This is a genomic window from Mesorhizobium sp. WSM4849 (assembly GCF_055811385.1).
On the sequence record NZ_JBVVPW010000013.1, the window covers coordinates 191,375 to 205,723 of the forward strand.

Genomic DNA, 14,349 nt, shown 5'->3' on the forward strand with positions numbered 1-14,349 from the left:
CCGGTTTGTGATTTTATTTGGATTCGTCCAAGAGGCTGAGAAGGTCACCCCGGAACTCCTCCAAGTCGAACCGGACGCCGAGATACTGTACGCGCAAGGTGCCAGTCGGGTCTATGAGCGACGTCAGGAATGTGTGATCGACGTCTCCTTTCGCCACCTTCCTCGCGAAGATGCCGTACTTGCGTCCGACCTCACGGATGATTGTCGGATCGCCAGTGAGAAACGCCCAACCGTCCAGATCAGCGCCGAAGTCCTGTGCATATTGCTTCAGCACTTCGGGCGTATCGTGCTCCGGATCGACGGTGATCGAAACGAAGGCAACACTGGGCCCGAACGCAGAACCTAGCTTGTCCTGCACGTGCGCCATGTTGGCGGTCAGCATCGGGCAGAGGTCGGGACAATAAGTATAGATGAAGGTGACGGCGACCACCTTGCCGCGAAAGTCGTGGAGCGACACGGGCGCTCCATCCTGCGACGTCAGCGTAAAATCGGGGGCCGGTCCGATCCTCGGCAGGCGCTGGTCGTGCGGCGCGTCGTGCGCGTGCGCTGGCCAGGGAACAAGCAGCGCCAACAGCAGAGCGCCGGCCAGCCACCTGCTCATATCTTCAACTCGCGCTTCAGTTCGTTGAGGAAACGCCAGTCGGTGCCTTGGGCCAGGAGCTTCTGGGGGGTGCTCTTGAGCATCCCGACCTCGTGTAGGCGCAGGGCGTAGAAGCGCAGGGTGTCCTCCGCGCTATACTCGCGCCACTGACCGTAGGGGATCTCCTTCATGACCTGGAGGGCAAGGTCGTAGCGCCTAGTATAGCCCTGGTCCACCATGAACTGCGCTGACTGCTCGGGCATGCTGCCGCAGACATCCGCCGCTTTCAAGATGGCGCGGAGGGCGCGTTTTGTGGCCACCGGATACGTGCGGACGAACTTCCGGTTCCCAGCCAGCATGCAGCAGAAGTATTGCGACCAGGGCCGGTCCACGGTGCTGCTAATCACCACATGGCCGATCTGCTGCTCCCGCATCTCCTGCGGTTCGGGAGGAAAGCCCAGGTAGGCGTCGATCTTCCCCTCGCTTAGGAGCCGGATGGACTCGGGTCCCGGGTGCGTGACGAAGTGTATGTCCTTATGGAGGTCCAGGCCCACATACGCCGTCATACTGGCGAGAAAGACGTATCGGCTGGAATCCAGCGACGGCACGGCCACGGTCTTCCCCTTGAGGTCGCGGATCGCTTGGACGCGATCGGTCCCGAACAGCTCAAAGCAGCCGACGTGGAGCCCTGCCAGGATGACGATCGGATCCCCTGCCTCCAGGTGGAGAAGGAGCGGGGCAGCGAAATGCGCACTGAGGTCGGCTTCACCGGAGGCGAGAGCCGGCGCGATGTCTGCGGTCCCCCTTTTTTGGAGGTAGTGCACCTCGGTGAACCCTTCGCTGCGCAGCAGTTCTTCGGCTACATACTGGGGGGCCTGACAGATGCTGGGAATCCTGACGAGCCGGATCCGCGTCGTCTCAGGTGTGGCTCCGCAGCGGCTCGCCCGGTGTGCCAGCCCAGTAGCCCTGCCGTCCCCGCCAGCGTCATCCCACGCAGGAACCTCCGTCGGCTGAACCGTCCGGGGTATAGGGTATGCATGGGAACCTCCCTTCCAAATGCTGGCCAGTGTGACACCGAGTACGCTGACCGGTGGATGCTGTGTTGTGCACAAGCCCGAGCGTCGGCCATGCCAGCATGGCGATCTCCAGGCCATATATTTACCAGTTGCTCACGTCTTCAACTCGCGCTTCAGCTCGTTGAGGAAGCGCCAGTCCGTGCCCTCGGCGATGATCGTCTGTGGGCTTGACTTGATCATGCCGGCTTCATGTAGGCGCAGGGCGTAAAACCGTACGGTGTCCTCGGGCTCGTATTCGCGCCACTTGCCATAAGGCACGTCATTCATCGTCTGCAGGGCATAGTCATAGTTGGCGGTGAACCCGTTATCGACGATCTGTTGCGCGACGCGCCGTGGCTCGGTGACACAAAGGTCCGCCGCTCTGAGAATGGCGCGCAATACGCGCTTGGTGGCAGCCGGATTGTTCCGAACGAACTCCGCATTGCCCGCCAGCATGCAGCAGAAGTACTGCGACCAGGGACGATCGATAGCACTATTTACGACCACATGGCCGATGTTGCGGGCGCGCAGCTCCTGAGGCTCGGGCGGAAAGCCGAGGAACGCATCGACCTTTCCTTCTACGAAAAGCTCCATGGGCTTTGCGGAGGGACTGGAGACCCAGCTGATGTCCTTGTCGGGATCGAGCCCGACATAAGCTGCCATGCTGGTCACGAACACATGCGGGGTTGATCCCAGTCCTTGTATGCCGACACTCTTGCCCTTCAGGTCTGTGATGCTGCGGATATTCTCTTTTCCGAAGAGTTCAAAGCAACCGGGGTGCACGCCCGCCAGCACCGTGATCGGATCACCGGCATCGATCGCAAGGGCGAGTGGTGCGGCGAAATTCAGACTGAAATCCACCTCGCCGCGCGCGATCTTCTCCGATTGCCCGACGCCTGCTTCCGCTGCCACATAACGGACGTCGGTGAAGCCCTCTGTGCGCAGCAGTTCCTCTGCTACGTACTGCGGCGCAATGCAGATGCCACTGATCTTTGCAAGACGGATGGAGGTAGTCTCAGGCGGGGGCTCGGCCCGGGCGCTTGTCGCTCTGCCGAGAAGGCCCGCGAGACCAGCTGCCGCAGCGCCGGCTAAGAAATGGCGGCGATTCTGGATCTGCATCGGATGCTGCTCTCCCACAAGCTGGCAAACAGATTGCAGTCGGAACCGAACAAAAGAGGTTCCGGCAGAAGCGGATAGTCTCGTGAGCGCGCCGAGTAGTCAAAGCGCGCCCAGTCCAGATGTGGGAGTCTTACGCTCTCAGTCGCCGGACCAGGAATGTCCCAACCAGCGATAAGCAAATATACTCCTGATTTGCGTTTGGAGCGAGGGTAAAGCTCAATCGCCGCCAAAACACAACCTAGAGCAGCGGGGCCGTTTTTGAGTTCATATTCTACCTGAGCCACGCGAACACAGATCGCCACATCGGCTGCCCCGCAGCCTCCGGCACCCGAACGTCCGCCGTACTCTTTTTCGGACCTTCGACAGCGTGTCGACGATCGTCTGCATCGGGTCAAACCTGCGCGTTCCGCCGACGTCGTGATCGCGCCATTTCTGACCTTGGCGAACGATATTGGAAAGCTCGATGCGACCCTTGTCGGACCTTCAGTCGCGCCGTCGGGCTCGCATTTCGTTCTCCACAGGCACATAATGAATGCCGTCGACCGCCAAAAAAAGCGCGCTTAGTGAGATCATCCTGTCTCACCAGAGGCCGGTCGCCCACGAGGTCGCAATGGCCGAAGAACGCATCCGTCGCCGGCTCGCGGCGATCATGGTCGCCGACGTAGTGGGCTATGCGCGATTGATGGAAGCGGACGAAGCCGGGACGCTTGCAGCGCTGAAGGAACGCCGCAAGACCGTCCTCGAACCCGTTGTGCGCTCGCATGGCGGACGCATCGTCAAGCTCATGGGCGACGGGGTCCTGGTGGAGTTCGGCAGTGCGATCGATGCCGTCCGTAGTTCACTAGAACTCCAGGTCAGGATGGCTGACGCTAACGGCGAGGTGGCCGACGAACGCCAGATCACGCTGCGGATCGGCATCAATCTGGGAGACGTGATCGGCGACGGCGCGGACGTCTATGGAGAAGGCGTCAACATCGCCGCCCGCCTCGAGTCACTGGCCCAGCCTGGCAGCGTCTGCGTCTCGCAGAACGTGTACGAACAAGTGGCCAGGAAGGTCGACGGTGCATTCGAGCCGCTGGGGGAGCGTCAACTCAAAAACATCGAAACGCCCGTGCGCGCCTACTTGGTCCGCCCCACCCTTGTCGCACCGGGCAAGCCAGCGGCTAGGTCGGAAAAGCCCTCAATCGCCGTCCTGCCCTTCGACAACATGAGCGGCGATCCTGCACAGGACTATTTCTCCGACGGGATCACCGAGGACATCATCACCGAGCTGAGCCGGTTTAGGGAGCTCATGGTGATCGCGCGGAACTCGTCCTTTGCGTTCAGAGGCAAGGCACTCGACGCCAAGGACGTGGGTCACAGGCTGGGTGCGGATTTCATTGTCGAGGGCAGCGTGCGCAGGGCAGGCGATCGCGTGCGCGTCACCGCGCAGCTGGTCGAGACGTCGAGCGGAAAGCATCGCTGGGCGGAGCGCTACGACCGCAACATCGAAGACATCTTTGCGGTACAGGACGACGTTGTCTCCACGATCATCGGCACTCTGGTCGGGAGAGTCGCCTCCAGCAGCGCCGAGCAGTCCGGCAGGAAGCCAACCCAGCTTTGGGCGGCGCACGACTACTTTTTGCAAGGCCGCGAGCGCTCGACACGGTTCGATTCACAAGGCGCGGCTCAGTTCCTGCGCCGCGCAATCGAGCTCGACCCGGCCCACACCCAGGCCCACGCGTGGCTGGCAGGCGCCGCCTATGTTCGCCACTCGGACCATGGGCGGCGCGAGGATTTGGAAGAAGGCCTTCGAGCCGCGCAGACGGCGGTACGGCTCGATCCGCTGGATTCCAGCGGTCACCGGAACCTGGGCCTGATCTATTCGAAGTTGAGGCAGTACGAGCTCGGAGGGATACACCTCAACCGAGCAGTCGCGCTCAATCCGAACGACGTGTACGCCTCGACGTTCAGAGGGCTTTGGCTGGCCTTTACAGGCCGTGGAGAGGAGGCGCTGCGCAGCCTGGAGGCGGATCTTCGCCGCGACCCCTTTCCGCCAGCCTGGTACTGGGGGTGCCGCGGCGTAGCCTTGCTGCAGCTCAGACGGCACGCCGAGGCTCTCGAAGCGTTTCAGCACGTCGACCATCTGTGGCACTGGTGGCTACCTTGCTACATCGCTTCGTGTCAGGCTCACCTCGGCAACATCGACCAGGCGAAGGAGTCGGCCGCGGATGTACTACGGCTCAAACCAGATTTTACAATAACGGACTTTGAAAGGTCGGAATGGTGGCGAAATCGGTCCGATCTTGATCATATAACGGATGGTATGCGCAAGGCGGGGCTAAAGTAACCGGTCCTGCGGAGCTCCCAAGCGACGCCCAATGTGAGCACGTAACTGCTTCTGGCATCGCCGGCCTCGATTTTGAGGCGCTCCTCGGCGACAAGGCCTTCGACAACAACTGGCTGCGCGCCAACCTGAATGAACGCGGCGCTGTGGCGGTCATCCCGTCCAAAGCAGACCGGGCCGGGCGCATCCCTCACGACATCGAAATGTACAAATGGCGCCATCTCGTCGAGAACTTCTTCTGCCATCTCAAGGCATTCCGACGCATCGCAACCCGTTACGAAAAGACCGATGCTTGCTTTGCCGCACTCCTCAATCTCGTCACCGCTTTCCTCGCAATCCGATGACTGTAAACATGCCTTAGTTGCTCCTTCCGATCGCTAGGACGTACGACAGAAAACCAATCTTCGCGACGTTGCCACCGTGCAGCGGCAAAGTCCGCTTAGGGTCATTGCTTCCGGTAGACCTTTCTCGAACCAAGGTCCGAAAGGGGTCGACTCAAGCCGTAGCGCGAACGGCAGCTATGGAGAAGCGCCAGGAAGGTCGGCAATTGGCGCGATCAAGCCGGCCAAATGGCACACCATGTTAGTCGATACCGCGGGCGGGAAGTCATCAGCCACATGATCGGAAACCCGATCACTTAATCGGTAGATGAGGCATCGGGCGGGGCAGATCGGTGCCCGTCATGCTTTAGGTGGGCACCAGCAGAGGGTGCCGTGATCGCCGGGTGTGGAAGCCGTTGCGGTGCGCCGTCGCGAGTTGCCATCAAATGCACGACGCTTGAGTTCTTCATAGGCAATCGAGCACTGCATTATGTCATCCGTTCCCAACGCGCCGGCGGCGGCTTCCCGCTCGCAATCAAGATAGAGGTCCTTCAGCAGTCTGATTGGCATGTCAGCGGGAGCGGACGACAGATCCTGAGCGTTAGAAACCGACATTGAAGCCGGACTAATTGCGATCAGCATGGTGCCGGGCGCCACCTGCGCAAAGGACTTAACAACTGACATGATCATTTTGGATCCTCCCCAGCTCCTGTCGGTCAACATTCAGTCATGCGGTCGCAGGTGTAGCGCCGTTCGAAGGTCCCGTCCGCGCCGCTGTTTGTCGAAGCGGGAATGTGAGGCTCGATCCCGTGCTCGTGGACCAGCCAAACGGGGGTCTCGGCAGAGGCGTAACCAGTGTAGGCGGCCAACCGTTCTGGATCGAGGCTGAAGCGATCCTGGTGCGCTCGATCGTGCTGGCCGCACCTGCCTCCGCAGGGCGGGTGGCGCGGCTTCGCAAAGCGCACATGATTTCGTCACGTGAGATGCGGATGTCGCCAAGAACGTCATCGGGTAAACGGCTCAACTGGTCCGTTGCCGACAAGAGAGCGTTTCGCTCGGCGCGGAGGCGCAACCACCTGCGAAATGGACCAATGGCGGCAGCATGAATTATAACCATGATCAGATCGTCCCTTCATTGATCTGAATTGACCGGTACGGAACGGCGCGGCTGGCACTCCGGGCGAGAGCGTCAGCCGTCCGCGAAGCAGTTTACGCGTAGTGGTCGATGGACCGGTTTTGCTGTGGCGTGCCCGCACGGCGGGCGGTGGCTGGCCCCGGGCCACGCATATAATAAAGCTCCGGCCGGTAGCGCCGCGCGGCGAATTTGCGAAACGCGGCAGCAAGTTTTGTGAAGGGAGCCAAGAATTTCATGACCGTTCCCTTTCCCTTCGCCTGCTTGAACACGAGCCGGCCGGGCCTGGATGTTGCAAACAAGGATATGCCAGTCGGACCAGGTCGGCTGTGGGAATTCCCACACCGGGGAAAACATTGGAAAAATCCGCTCCCAGTTTTGCTTTCCGGAAAGCGGGGCCTGCGGCCATCAAATTTCCTTGGATAGGGAGTAAGATGAAGTACACCTGATTGAACAAGAGACTCACCTGATTGAACAAGAGACTGTTGTGACAGGCTCTCCGGCCTTCATCTCAAGACTTTGCGATGCCGACCTCGCCGCGCTGACCAAACGGTGGCACGAGCGCAGCTATCGACACAACGAGCTGATCATTTCCCACGGCGACACTGGTCGCGAAGTCTACTTCCTGCTGGAAGGACGGGCTCGCGTGACACTGGTTTCAGCGGACGGCAGGGAGATAGCGTATCGCGATGTCGAACCGGGTGACATTTTCGGGGAGCTCGGAGGCATTGACGGGATTGCACGCTCTGCTAGCGTCGTCGCGCTGGAGGCAACCCGCGCTGCACGGCTGTCCGGCACAGCATTCCGGGATATCGTGATGACCCATCCGACTTTCGCCTGGATGCTGCTTGAGCATCTGTCTGCCCAGCTCCGGCGCATGACCGAGCGGGTATTCGAATACAGCACTCTGGTCGTGCGAAAACGGCTGATCGTCGAACTCCTGCATCGGGCGGAGAAAGCCGCACCCGTGGACGGCGAGGTGTCCATAAGCCCGGCACCGACGCACTCCGAGCTGGCGGCAACGATGAGCACGCACAGGGAGGCGGTCTCGCGCGAAATGAGCGACCTCGCCAAGAGAGGGCTGATCGAAAAGCACGGCAGCCGGTTGTTGCTGCATGACGTCTCGGCACTACGGGCGCTGGTCGACAAGAAGGAATAGCGGAAGGCTGTCGCTGCGGCGAGGGGGCGATACCGCACATTTCACGCGACAGGCCTGACGCGTACCCGCGGACCTGCTGTGCCAACCAAAAACAGACCTCAACCCTTATTTTCCGGCAGTCCTGCCTTGACAAGGTCGGCTATCTCGCGGTCGATGATCTTCGGATCACTCTGAATCGAGGTGCACGCCACATTTTTTTCGCAATGAAGCCGGGGAGAGCTTCAAAGCCCTGGCAGCGAGTGCGGCGATATCTCGATTGCCTATCAGGTCGTAGGCGATGGACCGATCGACTTGCTCTACGCCCACGGCTGGCTCAGCAACATCGAATATGCTTGGGAAAGCCCAGAGTTAGCTCGGTTCCTGAGCAGACTTGGTCGATTCTCCCGTCTGATCTTCTTCGACAAGCGCGGTACCGGGATGTCCGACCGGGATGTCGGCTTTCCAACGCTGGAGCAGAGAACTCAAGATATCAGAGCCGTCCTTGAGGCAGTCGGCTCGGAGCAGACGGCGCTCCTCGGGGTGTCGGAGGGCGGCAATATGGCATCGCTCTTTGCCGCTACCTACCCCGAACGCGTGAGCGCTCTGGTGCTCTACGGCTGTTTTGCGCGCAGAGCCTGGGCGCTCGACTATCCGTGGGGCGAGACCGAGAGAAACGTAAACCGTGGTCTGCGTCACATTTAGAGGTTCTGTGGTTGCTTTTCGGGTCTCTTATCGGGCCCGCATCTCTCGATTGGTCGATTGGTTGGTAAACCTTTGAAATCATTGTACGCCAAAGAGGATGAAACTGAGAACTGGACGATCAGGCATGTAGCCTGCTCATGACGCCCGTTTCCGGATGATCCAGCCGATGCCTCCCGCAAGCGCGATGCCGAGTAGCGGCCATTTCGCCCAGAAAATCCCGCTCCAGGTCAGCAGGTTTACACCGACGACCCCCAACGCGACGACACTCAGCATGGCGACGCCCCGATTGATGAGCCTCGTCATGCTTGCCCAGCGGAGGCCCGCCAGAACCGCTACGGCGAGCATCGGCCACTCAGCCCAGAAAATCCCATTCCACGAAAGCACATTGATGGCCACCAACCCCAGCGCGGTCAAGGCAAGCAGAAGGAATTTCCGGCTGATCCTGCGCCCGAGGAAAGCGCCAGACCGGGCGGCGTCGCGCGACCGCCCGTCAGCGGCTGGTTCGGCACGGCGCGCCACCGCTTCGGCCCCGCTCTTCTCACCGCCGATCCGGACAACGTAGCTCTGCACACCTTCTTCGATGTTCTTGACGGCGAGGTCGCCCAGGAACTCGAACCCGACCGCCATTTTATTGCGGACCTGATCGTACACCGTATTTGAGATCACGATCCCGCCTGCCGGGGCGGCGGTCTGAAGGCGGGCCGCAATGTTGACGCCGTCTCCATAAATGTCATCTCCCTCGACCATGACGTCGCCAAGGTTGATTCCAATCCGAAAGCGCATCTGCGTTTCGGCCGGGCGAACGGCATTGTGCCCGGCCAACTCGTTCTGAACGTCGATGGCCGTCCGGACGGACTCGACCACGCTCGGGAATTCGGCGATCAACCCGTCGCCCCAGGTGTTGACGACACGCCCGCCGCGGGCCTCGATTAGGCGCGCCATTGCGTCCCTGTACTGTTTCAGAGTCGCCAGCGTTCCTTCTTCGTCGGCTTCCATCAGGCGCGTATAGCCCTGAACATCCGCCGAAAAGATGGTCGTCAGTTTGCGTCGTGTCGCCGACATTGAACTGTCCCTGCTCGATGTGAGCAGCCGAAGCTTGCCGTGCTCCGGTGGCTGAGTCTACGTCGCATTCCCGCGTCGCATGAAGATACTGAAAACACTCTTTCTGGGCGCGGGGATGGCGGTTCTGGCCGCAGCGAACAGGAAGCGCGTTGTGTCGACCGGAGGGCCCGAAAAGCCGCCCGGCGGGGGAGGGTCCCGAAGTCATGGACGGTGACCGCTTCCGTCGCGTCCTGCGGAAGCTGCATCGTCGACGTTTCGCGTTCTTCTTATTTGCGAGCCGGAGCGCCAGCCGCCAAGCCCGGAGCCCCGATGGAGCCCGCTGTGCGGCTATTTCCCGCTTATAAAAGCATAAGGGGATTGCCGCGCGAGAACGTTGCGCACGTTCGACACCTGCCATTGTCCATTGCGCGCTGTGCGCACGCCGCGATTGTTCAGAGCGATTGCCAGGCCACGTAGGCTGGTGATTGCCCGACCGCTGAATGGAAGCGATGATTGGCAGCACGGTCTGGGCAAACCGGTCGGCTTCTTCGATCGACATCTTCCGACCCTTCGCCGCAGCTTCCCGCTGTGTTAGTCGGATTACCGAGTTTTATGCCAGTGAACGGATCGGCATCGGCGCCAAGTTCGGCGACGATAAACGGGACCCGCTGGACCATCAGGCCGGCTATGAAGGCGACATCTCGCGACAGGCGGTCGAGCTTGGCCACGACCGGGCATTTTGTCTGGCGGGCAAGGGCGAGGGCGGCGGTCAGTTGCGGGCGTCGCTCAAGAGCATCCGCGCCCTTTCCGGTTTCGATCTCGGTGAACTCCTGGAGGATGATCGTCCCCTCGGCCTCGGCAAAGCGGGCGACCGCGGCACGCTGGGCCTCAATGCCCAAGCCCGAGCGTCCTTGCCGCTGCGTGGAGACTCGATAGTAGGCGACCGCGCTCGTCATGCTGCTGTTTCCGGGGTGTTCAAACTGCAAACCACCGTTTGCAGTGTGCTCACAGGCGAATGAGAAGCAACTTCTAAGTGGTTGATTATGCAAATCCTCCGGTCACCGGCGAGCGTAGCATGGCGCACCAGCCGGTTTTCCTCCATCAGACGCACTCCCGACTAGGCGACCGGGATATCAAGCCATCACAAGCGTTCTACGACGTAAATTGACCCTACGAAGACCTCCTATTTCCTAGCCGAACGGCTGCTTCGCGCCCATTTCGCGACATTCATGGCCCTTCTCAAAAGCTGCCCTTCGCGCAACGGCTCGAGTCGGACCCAATGCTGCCGTCCAGTGACCAATCGAAGTTGACACTCGTCAGACGCCTGCTCGCGAGATGAAGCTTCATCGATGTCAAGACTTTCCCGGCTTTGAGGTGAGCCTCCGCCCCGACCAGCAACGCCACCGTTCAGCGGTCCTGAGAGCCAATCAGGCACTCCTGACGGACTTCCATCGCGTCAGCCGCTCCGCAATGAGCGCCGCACGTTTCCGATCGTCGCGGCCGTCCATAAGGCTCATGTCGTCCGGGTCGGTACGCCAATAGATACCGGATGTCCGCGCGTTCACGTTGGGATCTCCATCCGCGCGCGTGGTCCAGTATCCGGACGCGCGGTCAGCGGATTCCAGCCGGATTTCGCCTGTTCCGTCCAACTGCGGCGCGTTCGCATCCAACGGCCGCTCACCCTTCCAGTAATAAAAGAGGCCGGAAGAGCCTTCCCGCTCCTTCACCGCCTCGCTCCAATATCTTGCCGAGAGGCTTCCGTCCTCTCGCCACACGCGGCCCGTCAGTTCGAGAGCGCCGTTGCGGTCGCACGAAATCTTCAACAGGCCGAGGACAGAAGGCTCGTTAGCGGTGCGCTCCGTCAAGGAAAACTGCCACCATGAGCCCTCGATGCGTGCAACGCGACCTTCGTTCTCGATTGCTTTTCGGATTTTTTGGTTGGCGATTCTCATCTCGGACGGCGTCATCTCGCCAGGATATCGTAGGCATGTGAGGCCCAGGAGGTCGCTCGGAAGCTTCGCGCCGCTTGCATGAAGGATGAAAGTTCGGCGCATCCCCAGCACGCCGCCGAAAAGGCCGGCTTCGAACACAACATTGTCCCGCGGAGACGCCTGACCCGACCCAGGCTGAGAAGAAGCCGGGCTGCTCGCCGTCCAGTCGTCTTGTGCAAAGACAAAGGCCGCGAAATCAACTTCTCGGGTGAGTTCGAGGAGACGTTCCAGTGTAGACGTCCCGGGATTGAAGGATGTCATCCAGGGTTCGACGCGCGCGATGTCGCCGAGCCCGCGCGTCAGTGCTTGAAGCAACTTCTCCTGTTTCCCTGACGAGCCCAAAAAGATTTGAGGCTTGTCCATCGCTTCCTCCAGCGAATCATTCGAACAGACAAGTACCCGAAACCGACCACGGGGAAGGCCTGCCCGATATTTCTATGGCCGACGTATGGACAGTCTATGCGTGCCCGGCCGCCTGGCCGGGCACGCACTCAAAGTTCACACTGATGCAGCGGCCGCTCCCTGGTCTGCCTTCACTTTCGCCCCGCGAATGAAGGCAAGTATCTCCGGATTTACGATCTCGGGATGGGTTTGGCACACGCCGTGCGGTAGGTCCTTGTAGGTCTTGAGCGTACCATTCTTCAGAAGCTTGACCGTCAGTGGCGCTGAATCGGCATAGGGCACGATCTGGTCATCCTCGCAGTGGATCACCAGCACCGGGACGTCGATCGCCTTCAAATCTTCGGTGAAGTCGGTCTCGGAGAAGGCCTTGATGCACTCGTACCCAGCCTTGACGCTCCCCATCATGCCCTGTCGCCACCAGTTGCGGATCAGACCCTCCGACACCTTTGCGCCTGGCCGGTTGAACCCGTAGAAAGGGCCGGTCGGAATATCGAGGTAAAGTTGGGCGCGGTTGGCGGCAAGCACAGCACGGTATCCGTCGAACACCTCGATTGGCGTCCCGCCCGGATTTGAATCTTTCTTGACCATCACGGGAGGTACCGCGTCGATCAACACGGCCTTGGCCACGCGTCCTGGTTCCGCGCGCGCCACATAACGTGTGGCCTCGCCGCCACCGGTCGAGTGGCCGATATGGATCGCATTCTTGAGGTCGAGGGTCGTGACCAGCGCGGCGACATCGGCTGCATAGGTGTCCATCTCGTTGCCACCGTCGGTTTGGTCCGACCTCCCGTGGCCCCGCCGGTCGTGGGCGATGACGCGATATCCTTCTGCCAGGAAGAACATCATCTGGTTGTCCCAGTCGTCGGCACTCAATGGCCAGCCATGGTGGAACACGATCGGCTGAGCGTCCCGGGGCCCCCAGTCCTTGTAGAAGATCCGGGTGCCGTCTTGCGTGGTAATGTAAGTCATGGGGATGTGATCCCTTCTCACGGAGCCGGCCGGCAGGACCGGCGCTGTTGTCTCGTGATTGGGTCGATGGCGGGTTAGGTAAGCGTCCGTCGAACGAATTCGGGCCCGGTCGCGACGACAACAGCAACATAGCAAATTTGCCGGCATAAGGCAGCTTGCGAGTGTCTTCGACCAATTCAAGAATTCGTACACCCTGTAAGACAGGAGGACATGCACGGCTGTTATCCAATCTTCCAGACGGACACTTGCATTAAGCCTACCGGCAATGTCCTCGCGCGTTTTGAAAAGGTACGCTCCTGGCGCGTCGTTGCCGAGAGCGAGACTGTCAGACGGCCGCTTTCCCACCCGAGTCGGTCGTCCAACTCGCTTGTCGGTGCGATGAGCGGCTGACGCGAACTTCGCCTCGACAGCGCCATTTCTTGCCATTCCCGGCGCTTCTCCGAAGCTGACCTTCGCGCAGGGGCTCGAGTCGACCTTTCGCAAGACGCGCTTAAGGGAACGGGCGTGCGTCCCGGTCGCCTTGGCCAGATCATCGACTTGACGCGGGTCTTCGCTCAAGTGATCGGCGATGCCCAGCTTGGCGACGACGTGGATCGCCCGCGAGACATAGTAGCCGGTGATCATTCCGAAGAGGGGGAAAGGGTACCGGAATCTCTTGCGATGACATTCGAAGGACCTCCGGTTTGTGCGAGTGCGAAAGTCAGCATGCGGCTTGTCGGCGGATCGGTCTTGAACAAATTTTACCAGAACAATGCACGCTACCGGTCGGCCGCTGGCGCGGCGACCATCGGCGCCCCGCCTATTGGGAGCACAATCCTGGCAGTCGCGAGCTTCGCCCCTCTGATCACGTCACAGGTCGCCAATGCCATCATCGAAGCCGTCAAAGGAAACAAGAGGCTCGAGGTCCGGCCGGCGCGTTTAGGATCTTGTTTGCTTTAGAGGCGGTGGTGCCGGGAATAACGGCGCGCCAGTCGCACCGGGCGACCACCTCGGATCAACTCGCATCAGAATGACCGATAAGCCGACGACGGCACGGACGGGTGAAAGCACGTCATTAGGCACGACTATTCGCCGGCGCCTCAGTTCGATAGTGTTCGTCTTCGATTTGCTCGTACGCGTCCGGCCGCCCTCCGGGAGTGAGGTCCAAGAGGGTCCACATCGGCTCAACCGTGCCGGCATGTCGTGGATCTTGTCCCGGCTCCGTCGGCGAGAACAACAGCTCGGAGGCCCAGCTCAGCCTGACCACCCCGTCGGCGCCCTTGTGGAATACAGTGAGGATCGGCGCCTGCTGTCCCTCCTCATCCTCGCCATGATAGTCGCGTTTGAAAGTGTTGGCAGCTGAAAGCAGCTTCAAATTGCGCCAGCCGCGATGCGCTGCGAAGGCCGCGACCCGCTCGATCGGTGCCTTGGCGACGGCCGCGACATTTGCGCCCAGCCCCTCCACGTGCGGCACCGCCCCCTCCCAGTTGTCGAGCAAGGCGGTGCAAGAGGGGCAGGGTCCCATAGGCGCTAACCTTAGGGGTAGACTGGTGGAATCGAGATGTGATTCCTAGGCCAGATGCAGAGGAATGATT

Annotated in this window: 13 protein-coding genes and 3 pseudogenes; 4 read left to right on the forward strand and 12 right to left on the reverse strand. The window is 60.7% G+C overall.

Annotation, left to right across the window (positions count from 1 at the left end; all coding sequences use genetic code 11):
* Nucleotides 1–13 precede the first annotated feature (13 nt).
* Genes AC0L3L_RS17175 through AC0L3L_RS17185 form a run of 3 tightly spaced genes read right to left on the reverse strand, consistent with a single transcriptional unit; the run spans nt 14 to nt 2,754 of the window.
* Entirely contained in the window at nt 14–601 is a 588-nt protein-coding gene (locus AC0L3L_RS17175) for an SCO family protein (RefSeq protein ID WP_473638467.1), read from the reverse strand.
* On the reverse strand, nt 598–1,734 hold the full coding sequence (locus AC0L3L_RS17180; RefSeq protein ID WP_473638468.1) for an ABC transporter substrate-binding protein: 1,137 nt from the start codon (nt 1,732–1,734) through the stop codon (nt 598–600). The genes AC0L3L_RS17175 and AC0L3L_RS17180 overlap by 4 nt, the downstream gene beginning before the upstream one ends.
* Nucleotides 1,735–1,749: 15 nt before the next feature.
* On the reverse strand, nt 1,750–2,754 hold the full coding sequence (locus AC0L3L_RS17185; RefSeq protein ID WP_473638469.1) for an ABC transporter substrate-binding protein: 1,005 nt from the start codon (nt 2,752–2,754) through the stop codon (nt 1,750–1,752).
* A 610-nt stretch (nt 2,755–3,364) separates the two neighbouring features.
* On the opposite strand from AC0L3L_RS17185, the gene AC0L3L_RS17190 reads away from it, so the two are divergent.
* Complete coding sequence (locus tag AC0L3L_RS17190) at nt 3,365–5,083, forward strand: adenylate/guanylate cyclase domain-containing protein (RefSeq protein ID WP_473638470.1); 1,719 nt, start codon at nt 3,365–3,367, stop codon at nt 5,081–5,083.
* A gap of 62 nt (nt 5,084–5,145) precedes the next feature.
* Nucleotides 5,146–5,424, forward strand: a pseudogene (locus tag AC0L3L_RS17195) (IS5/IS1182 family transposase); the annotation flags it as partial.
* 336 nt (nt 5,425–5,760) lie between these two features.
* Here the strand turns inward: AC0L3L_RS17195 and AC0L3L_RS17200 are convergent.
* On the reverse strand, nt 5,761–6,090 hold the full coding sequence (locus AC0L3L_RS17200; RefSeq protein WP_473638471.1) for a hypothetical protein: 330 nt from the start codon (nt 6,088–6,090) through the stop codon (nt 5,761–5,763).
* Nucleotides 6,091–6,149: 59 nt separating this feature from the next.
* Nucleotides 6,150–6,352, reverse strand: a pseudogene (locus AC0L3L_RS17205) (IS5/IS1182 family transposase); the annotation flags it as partial.
* A gap of 667 nt (nt 6,353–7,019) precedes the next feature.
* Between AC0L3L_RS17205 and AC0L3L_RS17210 the strand changes: the two are divergent.
* Both AC0L3L_RS17210 and AC0L3L_RS17215 read left to right on the forward strand, forming a co-directional pair.
* Nucleotides 7,020–7,691, forward strand: a complete 672-nt coding sequence (locus AC0L3L_RS17210) for a Crp/Fnr family transcriptional regulator (protein WP_128188049.1) — start codon at nt 7,020–7,022, stop codon at nt 7,689–7,691.
* Between the two features lie 291 nt (nt 7,692–7,982).
* Entirely contained in the window at nt 7,983–8,372 is a 390-nt protein-coding gene (locus AC0L3L_RS17215) for an alpha/beta fold hydrolase (RefSeq protein WP_473638472.1), read from the forward strand.
* A gap of 135 nt (nt 8,373–8,507) precedes the next feature.
* Here AC0L3L_RS17215 and AC0L3L_RS17220 read toward each other — a convergent pair whose 3' ends face one another.
* The 7 genes and pseudogenes from AC0L3L_RS17220 to AC0L3L_RS17250 form a co-directional block, all read right to left on the reverse strand.
* Nucleotides 8,508–9,434, reverse strand: a complete 927-nt coding sequence (locus tag AC0L3L_RS17220) for an adenylate/guanylate cyclase domain-containing protein (protein WP_473638473.1) — start codon at nt 9,432–9,434, stop codon at nt 8,508–8,510.
* A 327-nt stretch (nt 9,435–9,761) separates the two neighbouring features.
* On the reverse strand, nt 9,762–9,854 hold the full coding sequence (locus AC0L3L_RS17225; RefSeq protein ID WP_473638474.1) for a hypothetical protein: 93 nt from the start codon (nt 9,852–9,854) through the stop codon (nt 9,762–9,764).
* An 11-nt stretch (nt 9,855–9,865) separates the two neighbouring features.
* Nucleotides 9,866–10,369 (reverse strand): recombinase family protein, encoded by a 504-nt coding sequence (locus AC0L3L_RS17230; protein ID WP_473638486.1) that lies wholly within the window; start codon nt 10,367–10,369, stop codon nt 9,866–9,868.
* Between the two features lie 471 nt (nt 10,370–10,840).
* Complete coding sequence (locus AC0L3L_RS17235) at nt 10,841–11,767, reverse strand: TIR domain-containing protein (RefSeq protein WP_473638475.1); 927 nt, start codon at nt 11,765–11,767, stop codon at nt 10,841–10,843.
* Between the two features lie 135 nt (nt 11,768–11,902).
* A complete protein-coding gene (locus AC0L3L_RS17240) occupies nt 11,903–12,775 on the reverse strand; it encodes an alpha/beta fold hydrolase (protein WP_473638487.1) in 873 nt (290 codons plus the stop codon).
* Between the two features lie 537 nt (nt 12,776–13,312).
* Nucleotides 13,313–13,399: pseudogene (locus AC0L3L_RS17245) on the reverse strand (hypothetical protein); the annotation flags it as partial.
* Nucleotides 13,400–13,829: 430 nt separating this feature from the next.
* On the reverse strand, nt 13,830–14,279 hold the full coding sequence (locus AC0L3L_RS17250) for a DUF899 family protein (RefSeq protein WP_473638476.1): 450 nt from the start codon (nt 14,277–14,279) through the stop codon (nt 13,830–13,832).
* Between the last annotated feature and the right edge of the window lie 70 nt (nt 14,280–14,349).

Excerpts from the sequence above, each read along its gene's own strand:
- AC0L3L_RS17240 (WP_473638487.1), bottom strand. The coding sequence starts at position 12,775 with ATGACTTACATTACCACGCAAGACGGCACCCGGATCTTCTACAAGGAC.
- AC0L3L_RS17180 (WP_473638468.1), bottom strand. The coding sequence starts at position 1,734 with ATGGCCTGGAGATCGCCATGCTGGCATGGCCGACGCTCGGGCTTGTGC.
- AC0L3L_RS17230 (WP_473638486.1), bottom strand. The coding sequence starts at position 10,369 with ATGACGAGCGCGGTCGCCTACTATCGAGTCTCCACGCAGCGGCAAGGA.
- AC0L3L_RS17190 (WP_473638470.1), top strand. The coding sequence starts at position 3,365 with ATGGCCGAAGAACGCATCCGTCGCCGGCTCGCGGCGATCATGGTCGCC.
- AC0L3L_RS17235 (WP_473638475.1), bottom strand. The coding sequence starts at position 11,767 with ATGGACAAGCCTCAAATCTTTTTGGGCTCGTCAGGGAAACAGGAGAAG.
- AC0L3L_RS17250 (WP_473638476.1), bottom strand. The coding sequence starts at position 14,279 with ATGGGACCCTGCCCCTCTTGCACCGCCTTGCTCGACAACTGGGAGGGG.
- AC0L3L_RS17200 (WP_473638471.1), bottom strand. The coding sequence starts at position 6,090 with ATGATCATGTCAGTTGTTAAGTCCTTTGCGCAGGTGGCGCCCGGCACC.
- AC0L3L_RS17185 (WP_473638469.1), bottom strand. The coding sequence starts at position 2,754 with ATGCAGATCCAGAATCGCCGCCATTTCTTAGCCGGCGCTGCGGCAGCT.
- AC0L3L_RS17175 (WP_473638467.1), bottom strand. The coding sequence starts at position 601 with ATGAGCAGGTGGCTGGCCGGCGCTCTGCTGTTGGCGCTGCTTGTTCCC.
- AC0L3L_RS17220 (WP_473638473.1), bottom strand. The coding sequence starts at position 9,434 with ATGTCGGCGACACGACGCAAACTGACGACCATCTTTTCGGCGGATGTT.